The sequence below is a fragment of the Gloeocapsopsis sp. IPPAS B-1203 genome (assembly GCF_002749975.1).
Lineage (GTDB): Bacteria > Cyanobacteriota > Cyanobacteriia > Cyanobacteriales > Chroococcidiopsidaceae > Gloeocapsopsis.
This window is the reverse complement of the sequence record NZ_PEIG01000005.1, coordinates 346181-364166: the sequence shown is the minus strand read 5'-3', so window position 1 is coordinate 364166 and position 17986 is coordinate 346181. Positions and strand designations below refer to the sequence as shown.

14 protein-coding genes are annotated in these 17986 nt (G+C 43.1%); 5 read left to right on the top strand and 9 right to left on the bottom strand.

What is annotated here, in order from left to right; translation table 11 throughout:
* Positions 1 to 51: 51 nt before the first annotated feature.
* Positions 52 to 1890: a DUF1565 domain-containing protein gene (locus CSQ79_RS11505; protein ID WP_099701303.1), complete on the bottom strand. Its 1839-nt coding sequence runs from the start codon at positions 1888 to 1890 to the stop codon at positions 52 to 54.
* Positions 1891 to 2670: 780 nt separating this feature from the next.
* Between CSQ79_RS11505 and CSQ79_RS11500 the strand changes: the two genes are divergently transcribed.
* Positions 2671 to 3252, top strand: coding sequence for an alpha/beta hydrolase (locus CSQ79_RS11500; protein ID WP_099701302.1), 582 nt, complete (start codon positions 2671 to 2673; stop codon positions 3250 to 3252).
* A 64-nt stretch (positions 3253 to 3316) separates the two neighbouring features.
* Here CSQ79_RS11500 and CSQ79_RS11495 read toward each other — a convergent pair whose 3' ends face one another.
* The 5 genes from CSQ79_RS11495 to rimP all read right to left on the bottom strand — a co-directional run bounded on the left by CSQ79_RS11495 (position 3317) and on the right by rimP (position 9538).
* On the bottom strand, positions 3317 to 3520 hold the full coding sequence (locus tag CSQ79_RS11495) for a hypothetical protein (protein ID WP_099701301.1): 204 nt from the start codon (positions 3518 to 3520) through the stop codon (positions 3317 to 3319).
* A 272-nt stretch (positions 3521 to 3792) separates the two neighbouring features.
* Complete coding sequence (infB, locus tag CSQ79_RS11490) at positions 3793 to 6816, bottom strand: translation initiation factor IF-2 (RefSeq protein WP_099701300.1); 3024 nt, start codon at positions 6814 to 6816, stop codon at positions 3793 to 3795.
* Between the two features lie 480 nt (positions 6817 to 7296).
* Entirely contained in the window at positions 7297 to 7602 is a 306-nt protein-coding gene (locus tag CSQ79_RS11485) for a YlxR family protein (protein WP_099701299.1), read from the bottom strand.
* Positions 7603 to 7670: 68 nt separating this feature from the next.
* On the bottom strand, positions 7671 to 8942 hold the full coding sequence (nusA, locus tag CSQ79_RS11480; RefSeq protein WP_289501051.1) for a transcription termination factor NusA: 1272 nt from the start codon (positions 8940 to 8942) through the stop codon (positions 7671 to 7673).
* 134 nt (positions 8943 to 9076) lie between these two features.
* Positions 9077 to 9538 (bottom strand): ribosome maturation factor RimP, encoded by a 462-nt coding sequence (rimP, locus tag CSQ79_RS11475; protein WP_099701297.1) that lies wholly within the window; start codon positions 9536 to 9538, stop codon positions 9077 to 9079.
* A gap of 139 nt (positions 9539 to 9677) precedes the next feature.
* Here rimP and CSQ79_RS11470 point away from each other — a divergent pair, with 139 nt between their 5' ends.
* On the top strand, positions 9678 to 10964 hold the full coding sequence (locus CSQ79_RS11470) for a DUF389 domain-containing protein (protein WP_099701296.1): 1287 nt from the start codon (positions 9678 to 9680) through the stop codon (positions 10962 to 10964).
* A gap of 46 nt (positions 10965 to 11010) precedes the next feature.
* On the opposite strand, the gene CSQ79_RS11465 is transcribed toward CSQ79_RS11470, so the two are convergent.
* A complete protein-coding gene (locus tag CSQ79_RS11465; RefSeq protein WP_099701295.1) occupies positions 11011 to 11814 on the bottom strand; it encodes a hypothetical protein in 804 nt (267 codons plus the stop codon).
* Positions 11815 to 12706: 892 nt separating this feature from the next.
* On the opposite strand from CSQ79_RS11465, the gene CSQ79_RS11460 reads away from it, so the two are divergent.
* Positions 12707 to 13615: a metallophosphoesterase gene (locus CSQ79_RS11460; protein WP_099701294.1), complete on the top strand. Its 909-nt coding sequence runs from the start codon at positions 12707 to 12709 to the stop codon at positions 13613 to 13615.
* Positions 13616 to 13649: 34 nt separating this feature from the next.
* Here the strand turns inward: CSQ79_RS11460 and CSQ79_RS11455 are convergent, their stop codons facing one another.
* Positions 13650 to 15221 (bottom strand): Na+/H+ antiporter, encoded by a 1572-nt coding sequence (locus CSQ79_RS11455; RefSeq protein WP_099701293.1) that lies wholly within the window; start codon positions 15219 to 15221, stop codon positions 13650 to 13652.
* Positions 15222 to 15242: 21 nt separating this feature from the next.
* Positions 15243 to 16259, bottom strand: a complete 1017-nt coding sequence (locus CSQ79_RS11450; RefSeq protein WP_502693922.1) for a TIGR00341 family protein — start codon at positions 16257 to 16259, stop codon at positions 15243 to 15245.
* A 254-nt stretch (positions 16260 to 16513) separates the two neighbouring features.
* Between CSQ79_RS11450 and CSQ79_RS27700 the strand changes: the two genes are divergently transcribed.
* Both CSQ79_RS27700 and CSQ79_RS11445 read left to right on the top strand, forming a co-directional pair.
* On the top strand, positions 16514 to 16651 hold the full coding sequence (locus CSQ79_RS27700) for a hypothetical protein (protein ID WP_289501050.1): 138 nt from the start codon (positions 16514 to 16516) through the stop codon (positions 16649 to 16651).
* A 3-nt stretch (positions 16652 to 16654) separates the two neighbouring features.
* On the top strand, positions 16655 to 17980 hold the full coding sequence (locus CSQ79_RS11445; RefSeq protein ID WP_099701291.1) for a DUF2254 domain-containing protein: 1326 nt from the start codon (positions 16655 to 16657) through the stop codon (positions 17978 to 17980).
* The last annotated feature ends 6 nt before the right edge of the window (positions 17981 to 17986 follow it).

Below are 17986 nucleotides of genomic sequence, written 5' to 3'. Positions count from 1 at the left end.
TTTACAGCGCCAGATTCGTTATTTTTCGGTTCTGGCGCTTTTAAATTAGCTCTAAGGAACTCTTACTAAATAAGGCGATGCAATTTCCTGGGCGCGTCCAGAATTCACAAGTGCTTGGTAAACAAATGCTGCAACTTCAGCACGGGTAGCAGGGCGATTGGGATTTAGTTGATTTGGTGACGGGTAGTTCACAACTAATTGCCTTTGAGTTGCTGCAGCAACAGCATCGGTAGCATAACTCGGAATTTGGGAAGCATCTGCATAAGCAGTAAGTACGTTCGGATTATCAGCACGTAAGTTCAAGCCATTGGCTAAAGAAACTAGTGCTTGAACCCGAGGAATCTGTTGCTGTGGTTGAAATGCACCGCCTGGATAACCAGCAACAAAGCCACCTCGGTAAGCAGTTTGAATAGCTTGATATCCCCAAAAACTACGGTTAACATCATTAAATTCCTGCGCTTGACGTTGAGGTGTCGGAGCAAACGCTTTACTCACAATCGCTGCAAATTGTGCCCGCGTTACTGGTTCATTGGGCTTAAAAGTGCCATCAGGAAAACCAGCAATGATCTCTCGCGATGCTAAGGCTGCAATATAAGGTTGTGCCCATAATCCCTGAACATCACTAAAGGCAAATTGTGGCGCAACAAGACTAACTTTTCCTGAGGTACGCTTAGCGTCAAGCGTATTGCCAACAGCAAGCAACGCATTGCCACGAGTTGCGTTGTAAACATCGTAGCGCTCGTTGTTACGGATGATGTTATTACCTGCGCTTTCGGCAGTACCGAGATCCGGCTGGGCATTTATAGTAGCTACGATACCGTCGCGTTTGTTGTTCTCAATTACATTGCTACGTAGAATAGGACGAGCCGACTCAGATATATAAATACCGTCTTGGTTTTCCTTGATTTGGTTGTCTGCAACTAATGGTGAGGAAGCACCACCGATCGCTAACCCAAAACCTGTATCTTGGAATGTATTGTTGCGAATTTCGCCTTGAGCAGAACGCGCTATTGAAATACCATTACCGCCATTTTTACTAAAGACATTAGCTTCAATCTTGGGATTGGCTGAACCCGTTACAAAAACACCGTCGCGGTTACTCTCAATAAAAGTATTGTTCGTTACGGTAGGATTTGCAGATTCAATCCACAGTGCGGTTCCTCGTGTATTGGGATTGGTAATCGTAACTCCACTAACTGCACTATTGTTCTCGGCGCGTACTGTGACATTTTGCCGTGCAAACGTGGGACTCACGTATTCTCCACCGCCTGTAATGACAATGGATTGCCCCTTACTGGCATCATCGCCGCGTAGAGTCACACCCTGTCTAATTGTGAGTGGAAAAACTTCTCCTGTCTCGCTGCTATAGTTACCAGGTGCTAATTGAATCGCTGTACCAGGTTGGGCTTGGCTGAGTGCGTAAGTAATTGTTCTATAAGGGGCTGCTGCGGTGCTTCCAGCACCAGCACTGTCGGTTCCAGTTTGAGGATTAACGTAAATAACTGTTGTCGTTGCTGGAACTTGATTCGTACTTGGCGTTGTCGGAGTAGTTTGTGTTGGAGATAGTGTTGGTAAAGGTGATGGTGATGGGCTTGTAATAGGGGTTGGTGTTGGAGATGGTGTTGGAGATGGACTTGGAGTCGGGCTAGGTGTTGGTGTAGAAATCGGCTCGTTTGTTGTCGGAACAACAAATTGAGCAAGCTTTTTAGAAGATGCGATCGCCTTTGGCGCTAAGCTTTGCGTAATCGCTGTGTCAGCTAAAAAAATTGCACCTGTAGCCACAAATAATAGTGCACTCGCTCCTGCACTTAAAGAATGTGGCGCACACCCTTTAGTAGAAATAACTCTAAAAATATTGGCTTTGCGATTGTCTGAACCGTGCTTTGTCATACTGTCTGCATCTCTTGAATTCTTGAACTAGGGTAAGGCGATCGCGTACAAACGCAAAAACTTTATTCATAAGATAAGAACACTTACATAGTTGCTTGTGGCTTATCTTAGGCTACTTTGAGGGCTTACTAGCATTGCCTTATTGCAATCCGTACGATAACTACATCAGTTTATGAGTATTTAACCAAATACGCGATTAGCTGAAAAGTTATAAAACCCATGCAAAACTATAGCGGAAGACAAAGACATTTGTAGCCAAGTTCCCTAAGTTTTTTATCAAAAAAGAACTTACGCAGAAGCACCAAGGTATGACAGCAACAGCCTTTATTGAGCAAAAAAGCGTAAAAGAAGAAAAATCAAGTAGTTAGAGGAAGATGATCAGTACAATCAAGCAATCCATCTGGTATAAAAAAGCTAGACATTTTTTAGGAGTATCTGTCTAAAAGCTAAGTCTTGTTTACCAATTATGGAATAGCCTTTAATTGCGCACAGACAAGACGCTAACTCTATTTGGTGGACACAATCACATATAAGGTTGGTTAATGGTTGATTGTTGAGTTGCCACTAACCAATTCCCAATTACCATCTTTAACTTCTGTTGATTTTCACCAATCATATTTAACTTAATTTAGTTAACCTACTTGATTCAAGCATTGACTGAAACGACGATTGCTTACGTCTCAAGAGAGATATTGCACTCAGCGCTTAGAATAACGCAACTTAACATCTTAACAGCTCGTCAAAAGAATTAATAAAGAATGATTTAACATCAATAGAAAAATGCGTTTGAGATTTCTACATCTTGCTGCTGCGGTAGTGGCTAGTACAGGTATTTTTTTTAGTAGTCATGGTATCTTTGAGATTCCTGTAGCTAATGCTGCTGAACGAGTGGTACTGAGATACCGAATTTTTCGACAATCAGTCTCTGTCGCCGAACTTTCTCGCTTTGCTGAAACTGGAGAACTTTCGAGATCGCTACGCTCTAATCTTGCCAGGGCAGGACAAGATCCAGCAACAGTACGTCGTTATTTAACTGAACCTGTCACAGTCAATCCTATCTTCTTAGATCGTTTGTTGAATAGTCCTGTAGGCAATGCTTTGCTTGACGAGATTAGTCAAGTCATCTACACCCCTTCACGTCGAGCTGATAGACAAGCATTACGTGCTGCATTAGTTCTTTCTGCTCGTGATGGACAAGTCTCACTGATTGAAGTGTTGCAAAACTATCCAACACGGGAAGTACAAGTAGATGGCGATCGCCTAGAAGTTGCTTATCGTCAGTTACGTCGCTTAAGTGGAAACATTCAAGATATCCTCAATCGTGGAGGACGTGTTCGAGATTTACTTAATCAGATCAGCTAAGACTAGCCATCATCTAACATTAGTAAGGACTCAAGTGAGTCCTTTTGTGTCTCACATTTGTACTTTAATACGCTAAAGTTTCTAAAGTCTCACGTAAATAGAGTTTAACTTGGTGGTCTAAACTTAGATTATTAATCTGGGCGTCATGTGGCGATCTCTCAAGTTGCCAGCGGCGAAATCCAGAAGTTGTAGCGATCGCCTGTTTGAGATGATCCCAAATTTGATGTTGATCCGATTGAGAATGGCGAGACGCAGAGATAATAGCCATATTTCCTCAGTTTTCTGTGTGAGTGTTTGCGATGGGTAGAAGCTACTTGACTTGCAAACCTAAAATTGTAAATCCGGTGCTATCTTGATCTTAAGAATAAGGTTTTATTCCAGCAAGTTCTGCATCACTGGTAACAAGCACCTACAGTACACTTAGGAAAATTTTTTCAAATTTTCCATTGACACGGCAGCTAACCTAGAAAGTGAATCTACAATATGAGTTTAGATAAAAAGACAGACTAAGGATGCGACCTGCATCCCTAGCCCAATCCCCTAATTTCTAGAGCCTCCTAACGTACGGCGTTTAGTCACCATTTGGAAGGCTTCAAGGATATCGCCTTCAACCCAATCGTTGAATCGATCGACGCCAATACCGCACTCGTATCCGGCGTTGACTTCGCGGACATCTTCTTTCATCCGTTTTAAGGAGTCAAGCGTACCTTCATAGACAATCTTACTGCCGCGACGTACCCGTAATTTACAGTTACGAACTAGCTTACCTGAGAGCACGTAGCAACCAGCAACAGCGCCACGCCCAACAGGGAAGACAGCGCGCACTTCAGCTTGACCGAGCGATTCTTCGACTAGTTCTGGCTCTAATAGACCTTCTAATGCGCCTTCAATATCTTCTATCAGTTTGTAGATGATATTGTATTCTCGGACATCCACACCTGCTTCATCTGCAGCTTGTCGAGCACCACTAGCGAGCGTTGTGTTGAAGCCAATAATGACAGCATTACTCGCAGCAGCCAAGTCGATATCAGTTTCTGTCACTTCTCCTGGAGCAGCCAACAACAAGCGAATTTGCACTTCGTTTTGTGGCAGTTGTTTGAGCGAACCAACGATCGCTTCTACCGAACCTTGAACATCTGCTTTCAAAATCAAATTGAGTTCTTTCAACTCGCCTTCTTGGGCTTGTGCTGAAACGCTGGTAAGTGTAGCACGTCCTTGCATTAGGCGTGATTGCCGTTGTTTGTTGGCGCGTTCTTCTGCGAGCGCACGCGCTTCTTTCTCTTGTGAGAAGATTTCAAATTCATCGCCAGCGGCTGGCACATCGCTCAATCCTAATACTTCTACTGCAAAAGAAGGCGAAGCGATGTCTACTCTTCGTCCGCGATCGTCAACCATTGCCCGAACTTTACCAAACGCCGAGCCAGCAACTAAAACAGATCCCACATTTAAAGTTCCGTTTTGGACTAACAAAGTCGCAACAGGTCCTTTTGCCTTATCGAGATGTGCTTCAATAACTGTGCCTTTAGCAAAGCGATCTGGGTTAGCAGAAAGTTCTTCTACTTCGGCGACTAAGAGAATCATCTCTAAGAGAGTATCTAAGTTTTCTCCTTTGATCGCACTAACAGGCACCATGATGGTTTCGCCACCCCATTCTTCTGGGGTTAACCCATACTGCGTTAGTTCTTGTTTAACGCGATCTGGTTGTGCGCCTTCTTTGTCAATTTTGTTGATAGCGACAATAATTGGGACTTCTGCCGCTTGAGCATGACTGATTGCTTCAATCGTTTGTGGGCGTACGCCATCGTCAGCAGCGACAACAAGAATTGCAATGTCTGTCACCCGCGCTCCGCGTGCCCGCATGGCTGTAAACGCTTCGTGACCAGGAGTATCTAGGAAGACAATCTGCTGCATTTGCCCATTGTGTTCCACATCGACGTGGTACGCACCAATATGTTGGGTAATACCACCAGCTTCGCCTTGCGCCACCTTAGTTTTGCGAATCGAGTCAAGCAAAGTAGTTTTACCGTGGTCTACGTGACCCATAATAGTTACTACTGGTGGGCGACGCTGGAGAAGCTCCAGATCTTCCACATCTATCATCTCAGTAACTTTACGAGCCTCAGCTTCTGGTTCAGCGGTCTCTACTTCTACGCCCAACTCATTTGCCACCATTGTGAGGGTGGGAATGTCCAAGTTTTGCGTGATATTCACCGCAATACCTTTGAGGAACAATATCTTAACGATTTCTGTGTCAGGAGTAACCAAAGCTTGAGCTAATTCCTGAACCGTCATTGTACCTGTAATAACGATCTTTTCTGGACGTTCCTCTTTCTGCTCTGGCTCGCGACGGCGATTTTGTTCGCGAGGCGGAGCCATCTTTTTGCTTCTAATCGTGTTGATAGCGCTTGGAGCTGCACCTGCTGCTTGTCCAGGACGCGCAGCTTTTTGTTTGGGTGGACGTGCAATAGAAAGGCTAACTTTGATTGGAGCTTCAATATCTAGATCAGCATCATCAAGATCCTCTTCATCATCGAGATCAATGATGGGTTTCATGCGCTTAGCTTTTGTGCCAGCTTTTCCTACTTTAGAACCTGAGTCTTGACCTTCGTCAATCTCTTCCTCTTGCCACTTCTTCCCACCTTTTTGTGGTCGCGGTGGTGTGGGTCGTTTGAGGAGCTTTTCTGGATCTTCTAGTTCTAGAAGCGCCGCTGGTTGATCTGTCGCTGCCTCATCTACTTCTGCACTACCTACTCCTGCTAGTTTTGGACGATTAGTCGTTGCTGGTTCGTTAAACCGCGATACTTTAGGTCTTTGTAGTTCTGGAACGGGTTCGCCTTTGGCAATTTGCTCAGGTTTTTGAACAAAACGGCGTGCAGGTTTTTCCCCGCCATCGGCTCGTGCTTCTGTTGTAGCTGGTGTCGCTGGTCGGTTCCGATTCTGAGATTGATCTCGTTTCAGAATTGGTCGCTCAGGTAAATTAAGCTGTGGCGTGGTCGGTGTAGTTGGTCTTGCCGGTGGTTCTACCAGTTGCGGTTTTTGAGGTTCTTTTTTGTGAACTTCTACCTGATTTATTTTCGGTTCGTCTTGATTGTCAGATGCCACTTCTTTTGCACTGTCTGAAAGCGCAGGACGTACTGGTCGAGGTGGCGGTGTCATTGGCTTGGATGGTGCCGATGGTGAGGCAAAAGGACGTGGCGCAAGAGGAGACTCTTCCTGCGGTTGTGAAGAAGTTGAGTTAACTTGAGACTCTGCCAAATTTTGGTTGGTACGAGGAGGAGTCTTTGGTTTCCGAATTTCTAAAATTTGCTGTTTTGGTGGCAAGTTAGGTCTAGGTTTAGTTTTATTAGGGTGATGTGCTTGAGTTGTTGATTCTCGTCGCGAAGCCGAACGCTCAGCGACGTATTTTTCTGCTAAGGCGCGAATTCGTTCTGCCTCAGTTTCGCTAATCGTGCTGCTGTGACTTTTGACTGCAATGTTAAGCTGGTCACAGATTGCCAGTAGATCTTTGTTATCTAAATTCAATTCCTTTGACAAATCGTATATCCTTACTTTGCCGTTATTCATCCACTCTTCCCCTTTACCTACCAGTTGTATACGGATGGTTGCCTGAGTTTTGTTAGCATCTCCATCCTGCGAGTCCTGTTTTATTGGTTGCCGTTCAATTTGCTGCCCGTGCCTCCAACAAAGTAAAGAGATTTCTGGTGTGAGAAAGGTATTTTTCTGTCATCGCGACGGTTAATAGATCTGTCCTCCGCTTTTACCGCAATTTTATCCTTAAGGAATTTTTACGGACCCTTTCTCTTCAGGGTACGCATCCGTACTAACTGCTTGCCATATATTTGTGTGACTTCTTTCTTTAATGTTGCATTAACCTACGAAAATATTGTGTGAAAGTTTTAATTTATCGTACTGAGCTATTTAGGTTAGTTTCATGTTCTTTATTATTTTGTCATTAACTCAGTTTGACAGAGTTTATTATCAATCATTCTCAGCTAGTTATAGCGCCAAGACGCAGTTTCTGCTGAAATAACTTGAAGAAGACACTTAATTTTTATTTGGAATAGGTAGTGTGGTTTCAATTTTTTGGTTGCTGACAAGTTGGTTTGTTGATAAGCGTTGCCATAAGGCTTGATACATGGCTTCGGGTACAGACGTCCGCAGCGATCGCCGCAACAGATTTTTCTTCTGAGCTGTTTGCAAACAGCTGGCTTGCGGACAAAGATATGCAGAACGCCCCATACCCTGATCTAATTGTAACTCCCCAGAAGGATAGACGCGGACAATTCGCCAGAACTCATGTTTTAAGGCAGCCCTACGACAACCAATACAGCGTCGGTAGTTAGGTTTCATATCTTAGGGGTCAGGGGTCAAACAATAGAGACAATAGTTTTAATCTAGAATTGCCTGTTCTTTTCTGCTCAAGCTGGAGCATCACTGACTTCCATGCTCTGTGTAAATTCTTCTAATTCATCCTCATAATCTTCTTCTTGCTCCATCTGAGCTTGCTGTGCTTGATACTCTGCTGCTGCTGCGGCAAACTTAGCATCTTCTGCGGCATAATCATACTTCGCGCGGTCTTTAATGTCTATTTTCCATCCTGTTAAGCGTGCAGCTAAGCGGACGTTTTGCCCTTCTTTCCCAATAGCTAAACTCAACTGGTCTTCTGCAACAAGTACATGTGTCTGACGTAACTCTGGGTCCATGAGGCGAACTTCATCGACACGAGCAGGACTAAGCGCATTAGCGATGTAGGTTGCTGGATCTGGAGACCAGCGAATGACATCAATTTTTTCACCACGGAGTTCATTGACGACTACTTGAATCCGCGATCCCCGCGCTCCGATACAAGCACCTACGGGATCGACATCTCGTTCTAGAGTATCAACGGCAATTTTTGTGCGCGGACCAACATATCGTGATGGTGGATTTGCTTCGCGTGCCACTGCGACAATGCGCACAACTTCATCCTCTATTTCTGGGACTTCGTTAGCAAAAAGATAAACTACCAAACCAGCATCAGCTCGCGAGACGATCAGTTGGGGACCGCGTTGCTGACCTTGCGAAACTTTTTTTAAGTAGACTTTGAACGTAGCATTTGCCCGATAGTTGTCGTTGGGCAATTGTTCGCGCTTGGGTAGTTCTGCTTCGACTTCGGGCTGACCAAAACCACTGCTGACTGCCATAATAACTGACTGTCGTTCAAAGCGTAGAACTCTAGCTTGCAGCACAGTACTTTCTAAGTCTTGAAACTCTTCTTGAATCATTTGCCGTTGTTGGTCGCGGAGTTTTTGCGCCAGCACCTGCTTAGTCTGCATCGCTGCCATCCGACCAAACTCTTTTTGTTCAGGCGTTACATCTAACACAACTTCACTACCAAGTTGCGCTTCTTCTGCGACTTCTTGAACTTCGCGTAAAGAAATCTGATGGTCGGGATCGCTGATTTCTTCCACAATTGTTTTAGTTGCAAGAACGCGAAAGCCTTCTTCTTCTACATCAAGTTCAACTTCAAAATTGTCAAAAAATTCTTCGTCAAAATGCCGCTTATCTAGATTTTGCGCGCGACGATACCGCTCGTAACCTTTTAATAGCGCTTCGCGGAGTGCTGACTGTACGGCAACACGAGGTAAATTACGCTCGTGACTAATATTTTCAATTAAATCTTTCAGTCCAGGCAAACTCACCATTGACATAATAAAATCCTCAATAAAGAAAATAGGGGTCAGAGGTCGGGGATCAGAGGTCAGGAAAAAAACTTAAGATGGATTTCACTCTTTCACTAGTCACTATTGACTAGCCACTCTTTTACTCACTCCTCGCCCCTGTTCTAACGCCGTTCGTCGATTTGTACTTTAGCAATGAGATCGCGAGGAATGGCAACTACGCGACCTTTCTGGTTCAAGTACACTGCTGTTTCATCTCGACGAATTAGTTGTCCTGCCCATTCCTGCTGACCTTCATACGGTTGAGAACTACTAACAATCACCGCAAATCCTTTAAAGGAAATGAACTCTCTGTCGGTACTCAATTGCCGCGAAATTCCTGGGCTAGATACTTCTAACACGTAAGCATCTGGAACAATATCTGTTTGATCGATTTGGGCTTCTAAAGCACGACTCATTCTTTCACAATCATCTAAACCAGTGTCTTGGTGTGGGTTGCGTATATCTACGCGCAGCACAGGTGGGCGTTGGTTCGTGTGAAAAACTACTCCGACTAATTCCAAGCCGAGTTCCTCTGCTACTGGTGTTGCTATTTCAATGATTTGTGGAATCAGGGGATGAGTCATTTTCCAAAATAAAAAAGTGGGTTAGTACCCACTTCCTGCGAAATGATATTTTCCAAGAAGTTTTCAGAACGAACTCATCTTATGCTCGTTCCTGATTTCAGTTTATCGCATCATTAAAAGTAAGGTGTAGGAAATATTCATGCGGCAATTACTTGTTCAAGTACCACATGGTTATGGAAAGGAAGTTCTAAACATTGCTCAAGCTTATGATGCTACGAATACAGCAAGAGTTGAAGCAATGGGTAATGACGAACCTGTTGAGCTGATCGTAGTTCACGTTTCTAACCAGAAAGTAGAAGGATTTTTAGGAGATTTAGAATCACTGCCAAACTTGCAAGTGACGCTGATTCCGCGTGGGGTTATTGCAATGCAACCACCAGCAGATGAAGCACCCGAACAGGTAACTGATGTCAAGGCTCGTAGCCCGATTGAAATTTTCTTAGCAGGTTTGCAAAGTGTTGGTTCTTGGAAAGCTTTTCTCGGATATGCAGCTGCAGCGGGTGTAGTTGTGTGGATTGGTTTATATACAAATACCACTTACTTATTAGTAGCAGCAATGTTAATTGCACCGTTTGCGGGTCCTGCGATGAATGTGGCGATCGCGACATCTCGTGGTGATGCCAAGCTACTCAAACGGACATTGTTGCGCTACTTTGTGGCACTAGCGGTCACAATTGTTGTTGCTGGTACGCTGAGTTTCATTCTTCAGCAGGAAGTAGTAACGAGCACGATGAGTGATACCAGTAAAATTTCTGCGGTTGCCGTACTTTTACCACTTGTTGCTGGGGCAGCTGGGGCAGTTAACCTTGTACAGTCCGAACGCAGTAGCCTTGTTTCTGGTGCGGCGGTGGGAATGCTTGTAGCTGCTTCGTTAGCACCACCTGCGGGCTTGATTGGGATGGCAAGTGCTATGGGACGCTGGGATTTGGCAATTAATGGTGTATTTGTTCTATTGCTACAACTTGTCGGCATTAATTTATCTGCATCGCTTGTATTTCGGAGTTATGGTTTAACTCCTAAAGGAGCGCGGTATCAGCGTGGCAAAAAAGGGCTGTTTCCTGCTGTATTAGCTGTAACATTTGTGACACTTTTAGGGTTGCTATTTTGGCAGTTTTCTGATTCTCCAGAGTTACAACGTAGTAGCCGCGAACAAAGTGCTAATCAAGCAATTCAGCAGGTAGTCGATGATAGTGATTTAGTCGAACTTGTCGAGGCAAATGTCCGGTTCCCGACTCCAAATATCCCTAGACAAAATACACTGCTAGTTGTGATGTATGTGCAGCGACGTGCAGGCGTGACAGAATCAGCAGAAATTATCAGCGATCGCCTCACACAAACTGTTCAAGCTGAATTACGAAACCAAGGCTTCAATGTTACGCCACTAGTTAGTGTCAATGTCCTATCCGCACCAGATACTCAAAATTAGGCAGCAGCCACGACTGCTACCTACTTCAATTGAATTTTACTTTTCTCTACTTCGCAGCTTCAGGAATTGCTGAGGGATATACGCCATCAGCAACAAGTACAGGCTTTTGGCTATATTCTGCTTCCAGCTTTCTTTGGAGATCCAAATCCCACGTTAAGTCGTAGTCGCGCTCAATCTCAGCAACTACAAACGGGCGGAGTACTCCAGTTACAGCAACGGTTTCACCGTCGTTAACTGCTGCTGTGGGATTTGCATTAATGACTAACAGATCCTCAGCACCGATTAGCTGCTCTTCATCTAAAGTAAAAGAATTGGCATCTACAATATCTTCGACTTCACCTGTAACCGCAAGCGTTTGACCATAATATCGGCTAGGATTTTGTGTAATCTCACCAGGTTCAGGCGCTAAAGCTATTGACTGAGCATAGATGACTGGTCTACCTTCATACTCTACATACAAGTTTGGCTCTAGACCTAAGTTGTACTCTCGGTTAACGTCAGCAACAACTAAATTAGCGACTTGACCTGTTACTTGCACTTCTGTGTTCTCAGGCAAAACAAAGGGTTTTCCTGACGTATTGACTACTAAAATATTTTCGTTACTAAAAAACTGTTCGTCACTGATAGTAAATGTACTATCACTAACCTTCTGAACTGGTTCGCTTCTGACAGTTACAGTTTTACCGAGTAGTGCTTCAGTCTGATTTGCTACTTGCTCTGTTGTGACATTTCCTGGACTTGCCGGAGTCGTTGCTTGTGGCTGGTTGGTTTCGCAAGCTGCTAGTAATGCCACCGAGGCTACTAGGGCGATCGCTTTCCTATTCCACAATCCTTGTAAATTATTTCTCACTTTTACAATTTCCTCAACTGTATAAATCTATTTGTTGTAATTTGTCAGATTTCAAAAAAAATACAAACTTTTTTGTGTAGCCCAAAATATTATTTGAATGCCTCAATCTATATCTATACTCTTACTCAAATCGCAACAAGTAAAGTTATGCTTTATTCTAGAGGTTATTACTCGTTGCATCGAAGTTTATTATTAAATCAGCCAGCATCCAAAATTGCACTTTTTCTAATAATGAAAAAGTATTTTAAAGATATATGAGGGCACAACTATTAATCTTTCTCGGCGCTGTCGTCCCGCTCTGAGGCTGATTTTTGCACTTTAGAATTTTAGTTTGAACACGAGTTTTTTGTATCATTAAGCACATTATAGATAGGAGAATATCAATAAAGTATCTACTTTGAGATAGAATGTTGCAGTCATATTTTTATCTAATTTGCTACTTAAGATATACGCTGGTGCTCTCAAATTAAGTTGAAGTCAAATGAAAGATTTCATTATAAGCTGCCACCTTGTCAAGTAGTTTGAAGATGAGTGACTAGCGTTTTAAGCAATATGATCATTAGTGCTATTTGCACAAATCTACTAACATTAAAATTATTTATAGGTGAAAAACATTTTATTAATCTCAACAATTAGTAGAATAAGCTGACTCTTTGGAATGACTTCGACAAAAATCATTTAACTAACAGATCAATTTATTTACAAATATTCAGGAATTAAGTAAAAGATTTCCCTTTGGCGCAATTGTTTTCCAGTATTTTTTTGTTGTAAGGTTGTATCAATAGCTGCTTAGAGTACTCGTGTTTACTACAGGCAATAAGTAGAGGTAGCCCGTAAAGGTTATTCTACCGACGTCAGGAAATTAGAAAAGTTGTATCTGCTCAACACCACAATGAAATCACTCAAGTACATATTGCTAAGCTTACTGGGAGTTGTTTTGCTACTGGGGATTTGGGGCTTAGTAGAACCGTACGTTATTGATACAGAAGAAGAAGTAGCAGAAATCCCTAATCTTCCTGATTCCTGGGAGGGACAACGAGTGGCAGTTATTGCCGATTGGCAAATTGGAATGTGGCTTGGGAACACCAACACAATTAGACGCATAGTCGATCAATTAATTCGAGAACGTCCTGCACTTGTATTGATTGGCGGTGACTTTATTTATCATGCGGACAAGGGAAATAATAATGAAATTGGCAAGGCGGTAGAATTGGTTCGCCCGTTAGTAGCAGCAGGTATTCCTACTTACGGGGTACTTGGCAATCACGACTATGCAATGGATGCAAAAACTGCCCCACCAAATGAACAGATAGCAGGCGAACTGTATGCAGCGCTGGAACAAGCGGGTGTAGATATGTTACAAAACGAGGCAGTTTCCTTAGTACCACCAGGAAACCAACAACCAAGAGGAGAAAATTCACTGTATCTCATTGGTATTGGATCGCGGTGGGCAAACAAAGACAATCCCGCGATCGCATTATCTCAAGTACCACAAACAGCACCAAGGTTAGTGTTGATGCATCATCCAGATTCGTTTGAGAAATTCCCTGCTAACACGGCACCTTTATCAGTCGCAGGACACACCCACGGCGGACAAGTGCGTTTGCCATTTTTGCCGGAATGGTCTTGGATGACATTTGCGCGCGAAGATCGGGTTCACACTGACGGTTGGATAGAAGCAAGTTATGGACAGTCAGGAAATCGCCTGTATGTCAATCGGGGCATAGGATTTAGCATTGCACCAATCAGAATTAACTGTCCACCGGAAGTCACGCTATTTACGCTTCAAGCTGCAAGATGAAAACCTGCTGGCTTTATTGTCATTAACACCTGAATTAGGTACTTTGTTTATTCATTTGTTTGAAGACTTCTTCTAGCATTGGTGGTAATTTATCGCTCAAGCGTCCACCGCGAACCAACTCAGCGTAAGTATCTGCTTCGATCGCAAGGAGTTCTTCTTGCAGTTGTTCTACTGCAAATTCTCGTAGTTGGGGATGTTCATTGCGTAGCTTATTTACATCCTGCTGCACGTCATCTAACTGCCCTTCTACTAAAGCTTTTTGGTAACGATAAAACTCTGGGTCAATTTCGGGACGCATACTTGCTTGTGTGAGATAGTTCAAAACTCGATTCATCGCGACCCAACGCGCAACCGCTTCTAAATACTCCTGACGTACTGCTTGATCGCCTAAAGGTTTAAATTTTGTTACTAAAGGTTTGGTAGTTAATCCTTGTACTAAAAGCGTGAATAGTACTACACCGAAAACGACAGCAATAATTTGTGTACGTTGTGGTAAAGTTACGGGCACACTTAAAGCTAATGCGATCGCAACAGAACCGCGCAATCCTCCCCACCATAAGATAAGTTCATCAGACCAAGAAATTTCTGATTTAACCAAGATATTACTCAACCAACCCAAACCATAAATGGCGATCGCTCTTGTTACAATCATTGCTGCGAGTGTAATTGCAATTAGCCCTAAGTTGGCTCCCAAGTCCTCAAACTTGATTTGATCGCCAATTAGCAGAAACACAATCGAATTGACAAAAAATGCTAGAAAGTCCCAAAACTGTGTCACAGCAAGTCTGGTACTCGGCTGCATTCCAATCCGCGAACCAAAGTTTCCTAAAACTAAACCTGTGGTAACAACTCCAATAACGCCAGAACCACCTAAATCTTCAGTGATAATATAAGTCCCATAAGCGGAAACCAGAGTTAGAGATTGTTCAACTAAAGGTAAATCAAACCGCTGTGTGAGATAAGAAATTCCAAAACCGACAACACAGCCACAGCCAATCCCGATCCCAACAACGGTAAAAAATCGGGCGATGAGTTCCTGAATTTCTAAAGTATCAGTTCCAAGGGCAAATCCGACAACAAAACTAAATGCAACAACCGCAATACCATCATTAAATAAGCTTTCACCTTCCATCAAAATTGTCAGGCGTTTATCGACTCCGAGTTCGCGAAATAAAGCAATCACAGAAACCGGATCGGTGGCAGCGACACAAGCACCTAAAAGTAAAGCAATTCCGATTGTCACTCCTGCAGCTTGATTGAGTGCTAAACCTACACCAATGACTGAAATAACTACTCCTAAGATGGCAAAAAGGGTAATTGGTACTAAGTCCCGCTTGAGCTTAGTCCATTCCATATTCCAGGCAGCCTCAAATAATAACGGAGGCAAAAATATTGTCAAAATGAGTTGTGGTGACAGATTCACTAATCTGACATCAACAAAAGCTAACCCCAACCCAACAATCACTAGAAGAAGTGTATAAGGAATCTGCCGAAACCAGCTAAAAAACTGTGGTAACGTGGCAATACTCAAGGAAACTGATAGCACCAAAAGGAATTGTTTAATATTTTGCTCAATTGCTACTTCGGCTAGTGTTTCTGTTGTCATGTTAGCTAAAACTGAATTTGACTAATTATTAAATGAAGAACCATCAACACCTTCACGTCTTACTTCTTCAATTTGACCAACTTCAAAAATCAAAGTAAAGCGTTGTCCCAGTTCTCTGCTGAGAAATTCTTCTAAAAGTTCTACTTGTCTTGGAGTGACAGGCTCTCTAGAACGAACATTTAAGCGTACCACAGGCGGATTACTCAACCAGTTAATATTACTATCGATAAGTACTAATCTTTGAAAGGTAACGGTTCGGTTCAAAAGTGCTTGTCTAAGATTAACTTCGAGTCGAACTTGCTGCGTCAAACGAAAAAAGCTGAATCCTAAAGGCACAAGTAGTACTGCAGTTAGTCCACCTGTCCAGAGTAGAGCTTTTTTAGCACGATGGAGCGGAGTATAGCCTGTAGCCAGAAAAATCAGCATACAGGAAAGTGTAATCCCTAGCAAATTGGTAAGGTACAGAATAGTCGCACCGAGACTCAAAGACCAATTTGCTTGTGAGAGTCCTAAACCAATGACACAAATAGGTGGCATCAAAGCAACAGCGATCGCAGTTCCTGCTAAGGTTGGAGAAATCTTTGGTTCAACTTTGGCAAAACCACTGATTCCCCCTGCGGCGATCGCAATTCCTAAATCGAGTAAAGTCGGACGCGATCGTGAAAAAATCTCACTACCGAATTCTGCTAATCCGACAAACATCCCAATGAACCAAGAGATTGCGATCGCAAGCAGTGTTCCCACAATGATGGAAGTTAAGCCTGTGCGAAATAGTCGTAAGTTACCTTCTAAAGCACCAAATGCAAGTCCTCGAATGGGCAACATTAAAGGAGCCACAATCATCGCTCCAATAATAACGGCAGCACTATTAGACAGCAACCCAAACGTAGCAATGATGCAAGAGCCAACGGTTAATATAATGTAAATCCGCTCTAGGGCTGATTCTTCTAATAGCCCTTCATGCATAGATTGCAAATCGTGAGGTGCGACTCTCCGCTTATGCAGAAAGTTAAATCGCCGACGAATACCATACAGCACAAGACTCTCCTTACATGACTCGTAAAGCTTGAGACAGAAAAATAAGTTAGGATGTTGCGAGACAATTTCCCATCCAAGTATTATTACTGAGGGGGAGTAGAACGTCACCTTCTAGGTTGAGGATTATGCTGTCATGCGACTGATTGCTTTTGAGGTTAATTTTGGTACACAGTAGTCAAGGCGTTTACAGCATTTGCATACACAAGAACAGGGTTATGAAATCAAAAAAGAAAAATGAGTAATTTGAGAAGGAATTGTCGGGAAAATCTAACAAAGTCGTCTTTTTGCTAGCTCATGCTATGAGTCACAATAACGATCAACTTCGCAATATTCTTTTGGCAGCGCGATCGCTTCAATCAACTACACCTCATCAGCCGCAAAGATCCGAGTGAAAGATGAAAACCAAGTTAGGCAAAGTCTGGGAATCGCTACACAATAGTTTTTGGTTTGTTCCCTCAGTGATGGTTCTCGGTGCGATCGCCCTGGCTTACATCATTCTTTCCTTGGATCATGCAGATAGAGATTGGTTAGAAAAAGTACCTTTAATTTATGGTCGCGGTCCTGAAGGTGCAAGAGAAGTACTTTCAACAGTTGCTGGTTCTATGGTTTCTGTAGCAACCACAGCCTTTTCGATTGTGATTGTGGCACTACAATTAGCTTCTGGGCAATTTGGACCAAGATTACTTGGCAATTTCATGCGGGATACAGGTAATCAAATTGTTCTAGGAACGTTTATTTCTACATTTGTCTACTGCTTGTTAATCTTACGTACCGTTAACAGCGTTGACGATGATGAATTTGTTCCGCACCTTTCAGTAGCTTTCAGTCTTGTCCTCGCAATTTTTGGTGTTGCTGTATTAATCTATTTTTTACATCACGTCGCTACATCAATTCAAGCACAGCAAGTCATAGCAAACGTTGGAGCAGAGTTGAGCGATACGATTGAACGTCTATTTCCACAAAAAGTCGGACGTAGTATTACAAAAGATCAACAAGAAATTCAGGATGCAGATATTCCTGACAATTTTGAGGATGAAGCTAGCCCGATCAAGTCAGATAAGAGTGGTTACATTCAAGCAATTGACAATGAAGAACTGATCGACATTGCGGCAAAATTTGATGTAATCGTGCGACTAAATTATCGTCCTGGAGATTTTGTTATTAAAGGTAACGATTTAGTTTCGGTTTGGCACGGACAGCAAATGAACAAAAAGCTAGCGAAACAACTCAAAGGCATTTTTATTATTGATAATCAGCGCAGTCCCCAACAAGATGTAGAATTTTCCATTAATCAGCTAGTAGAAATTGCGGTGCGTGCGCTTTCAACTGGAGTTAACGATCCGTTTACGGCAATTCGCTGTATCGATCAACTGAGTGCGGCGCTGTGTCAGTTTGCCCAACGAGAAATTCCCTCGCCCTATCGCTACGATGATAATCAGAAATTACGAGCGATCGCCGAACCAATAACTTTTGCCAGTGTCGTTGATGCAGCATTCAACCAAATCAGGCAATCTGGGCAAACTGATGTGGCTGTAACGATTCGATTACTTGAAGCGATCGCGCGAGTTGCAGAGTATACAACTACTAGAGAACAACGCGCAGTATTGTTGCGTCAAGCACAAATGATCGAACGCGGTAGCCATGAAGGAGTTTCCGAAAAGTTGGATCAAAAAGACATTCAAGAGAGTTATTTTGCTGTGTTAAAGCTCATAGAGAGATAAAAACGC